This window comes from Shinella sp. M27 (assembly GCF_049199905.1).
Taxonomy (GTDB): domain Bacteria; phylum Pseudomonadota; class Alphaproteobacteria; order Rhizobiales; family Rhizobiaceae; genus Shinella.
In genome coordinates this window covers 1-3,105 of sequence record NZ_JBLZPK010000018.1, presented here as the reverse complement: position 1 = coordinate 3,105, position 3,105 = coordinate 1, and the positions used below count along the sequence as shown (strand labels likewise).

The 3,105-nt window shown below is 63.9% G+C and carries 2 protein-coding genes; one reads left to right on the top strand and one right to left on the bottom strand.

Annotated elements, in window-relative coordinates; genetic code table 11:
* The coding region (locus ACOZK4_RS07295; RefSeq protein WP_421591298.1) for a site-specific DNA-methyltransferase at positions 1-1,093 on the bottom strand (1,093 nt) is incomplete at its 3' end.
* 239 nt (positions 1,094-1,332) lie between these two features.
* On the opposite strand from ACOZK4_RS07295, the gene ACOZK4_RS07290 reads away from it, so the two are divergent.
* The gene (locus ACOZK4_RS07290; RefSeq protein ID WP_421591297.1) at positions 1,333-3,006 is read left to right on the top strand and encodes a vWA domain-containing protein; all 1,674 of its coding nucleotides are present in this window, start codon (positions 1,333-1,335) and stop codon (positions 3,004-3,006) included.
* Positions 3,007-3,105: the final 99 nt, after the last annotated feature.

Below are 3,105 nucleotides of genomic sequence, written 5' to 3'. Positions count from 1 at the left end.
GCAGGTCGTCGATCGGCTTCAGCTGTGCGCCGTCGGCATAGTGCCAGAAGGTCCAGCCGTTGCAGGCGTCGAGCCCCTGCACCTTGGCCCCGACGCGGTGGATCGAGCCGGCGTCGCTGCCCGAGGCGAGCGTGCCGTCGGCGCGCACGATGGCGCTGTGGCGGCGGCGGGCGTCCGTCAGCACCGTGCCGGGTGCGATCAGGCCGCTTTCGATCAGCGTGTTGAAGGCGACGCGCGGTTCCGCCTTCTTGCCGGTCATCACCGAAAGCGTGCCGCTGCCGAGCGGTTCGACCGCATCGATGCGCTCGCGGGCGGCATCGATATAGGCCTGCTCGCGCTCGATGCCGACGAAGTGGCGGCCGAGGCGCTTGGCCACCGCTCCCGTCGTGCCGGAGCCGAAGAACGGGTCGAGCACCACGTCGCCGGGTTTGGAGGACGCCATCAGGATGCGGGCGAGCAGCGCTTCCGGCTTCTGCGTCGGATGCACCTTCTTGCCGTCGTCACCCTTCAGGCGCTCGCCGCCGCTGCAGATCGGGAACAGCCAGTCCGAGCGCATCTGCACGTCGTCATTGGCGGCCTTCATCGCATCGTAGTTGAACGTATAGCCCTTGGCCTTGGGATCGCGGGTCGCCCAGATCATCGTCTCGTGCGCGTTCTGGAACCGGCGGCCCTTGAAGTTCGGCATCGGGTTGGTCTTGCGCCAGACGATGTCGTTGAGGATCCAGAAATTGAGATCCTGCAAGGTCGCGCCAACGCGGAAAATGTTGTGGTAGGAGCCGATGACCCAGATGGTGCCCGAGGGCTTCAGCACGCGGCGGCAGGCGAGCAGCCAGGCGCGGGTGAAGGCATCATAGGCCTGGAAGGAGGCGAACTGGTCCCACTCGTCGTCGCAGGCATCGACAAGGCTCTGGTCGGGACGGTGCAGTGCACCGCCGAGCTGAAGATTGTACGGCGGATCGGCGAAGATGACGTCGACGGACTGGTCGGGCAGCGCTTCGAGCGCTGCGACGCAATCACCCTTGATAATAGAGTCGAGCCAGCCGCTCTTGCGGGGCGAACGGGAGACGTCTGCAAGCGAAAGAACAGATGGCATATGATACTCGCTGATACGCTGACTCGGAACGGAACTTGATGGTGCTTATGGTTACCGAAGATGGTTACCAAAGGCTGAAGGCTTTGGAGAAAAAGCGAAAACCGTGTCGTCGCGGCACTTGCCGGGTGAATTCAAGTCCTTGCGAATATCCGCCCTGCCCTGCACGTTTCTGAAGGGAGAGAGCTGAGCCTTGCCGGCGCCAATGACCGGAATTTCTGTAAAAACGTGGAGGATAAGCCTTGCGACTGAAAGCCGCCCTGATGCTTCTGGCGGGGCTTCTTGCCGCCACTGAGACCATTGCCGCCGACAAGACGATGATCGTGCTCGACGCCTCCGGCTCCATGTGGGGCCAGATCGATGGTCGAGCCAAGATCGACATCGCCCGCGAGACGCTCGGCACGGTGCTGAAATCCGTGCCCGTCGGCACCGAGCTTGGCCTGATGGTTTATGGCCACCGGGAAAAGGGCTCGTGCAGCGATATCGAGCTGGCCGTGCCGCCGGGTGCGGGCACGGAAGGTGCGATCACCAGCTTCGTCAACGGCATCAACCCGAAAGGCAAGACGCCGCTCAGCCAGTCAGTCGAGCAGGCGGCGGACATCCTCAAATATACCGAGGAAAAGGCGACGGTCGTGCTGGTGACGGACGGGCTGGAGACCTGCGAGGCCGACCCTTGCGCGCTCGCCTCGGCGCTGGAGAAGAAGGGTGTCGATTTCACCACCCATGTCGTCGGCTTCGGCCTGACGGAAGAGGAAGGCAAACAGGTCGCCTGCCTTGCCGAAAACACCGGCGGCAAATATTTCCAGGCCTCCGATGCCGCCCAGCTCGTCGCCGCGTTGACGGAGACGGTGGCGGAAGCGCCGATGGCCAAGCCCAGGCAGGAGGAAGTGGCGGTCGCCGAGCCGGAGCCGGCACCGGCTGTCGAGTTCAACGCGGAATTCGACAGCGTGCTTTCCGAAGGCGGACCGTCGCTCGGCGACAACAACGAGGTTGCCTGGCAGATCTACAAGGCGGGTGCGGACGGCAAGCCGACGGGCGATACCGTCGAGACCCAGTACAAGGGCCAGTATTCCGGCAATTACCCGCCGGGCAAATATGTCGCCGTGGTCGCGCTGCAGGGTGCGAGCAAGCGCGAAATCCCCTTCGAGGTGAAGGACGGCGCGGTCGCGAAACCCTTCGTCAATTTCGATGCCGGCCTCCTCGTCGTCACGCCGAAGCGCACGCCGCAGGATTCGGAAGGTGACGGTGAGGCGGCGGTCCAGATCGTATTCGGCGGTGATTCCACGACAGGCTACGGCACGACGAAACAATATGTTCCCGCCGGCGAGGTGACGGTGAACGGCACGATCGGCCCGACCAAGGTCTCCGAAACCGTTGCCGTCAAGGCCGGCGAAACGCTTCAGCACGACCTCGTCATCGGCTCCGGTACCGTGCTCAACAAGGCCGTCTATGCCGAGGGCGGGCCGGCGGTCGATTCCGGCGAGGTGTTCTTCGAGGTGGTGGAAGCCAAAAAGGCCATCGACGGCACCCGCAAGAGCGTCGCCTACAACTACGGCAGCGGCACGAAGATCGATGTACCGACCGGCGATCTCGTGCTCACCGCCAAGCTCGGCTCGGCGACGGGCGAGGTTCCGATCAGCCTCAAGGCCGGCGAGATGAAGGAGGTCGTCGTCAATCTCAATGCCGGCGTTCTGGCCATCAGCGCACCGGGCGGCAACTTCATCGAGGTCCTCAGCGCGACGAAGGACATCCAGGGCAACCAGAAATCCATGTCCTACAACTACGGCACCGAATGGCAGGATACGCTGCCGCCCGGCGACTACGTGGTCCGCGTGAAGTATGAAGGCGACACGGCGCCGAAGGAAGGCAAGGCGACGGTCAAGGCCGGGGAGCGGGCGGAAATCACGGTGCAGTAGAGAGCGAAAGGCCTCCTCCCCTGCGTCATCCTCGGGCTTGACCCGAGGATCCATGCCACAGGCAGGACGGTGCGGATGCGTGGATCCTCGGGTCAAGCC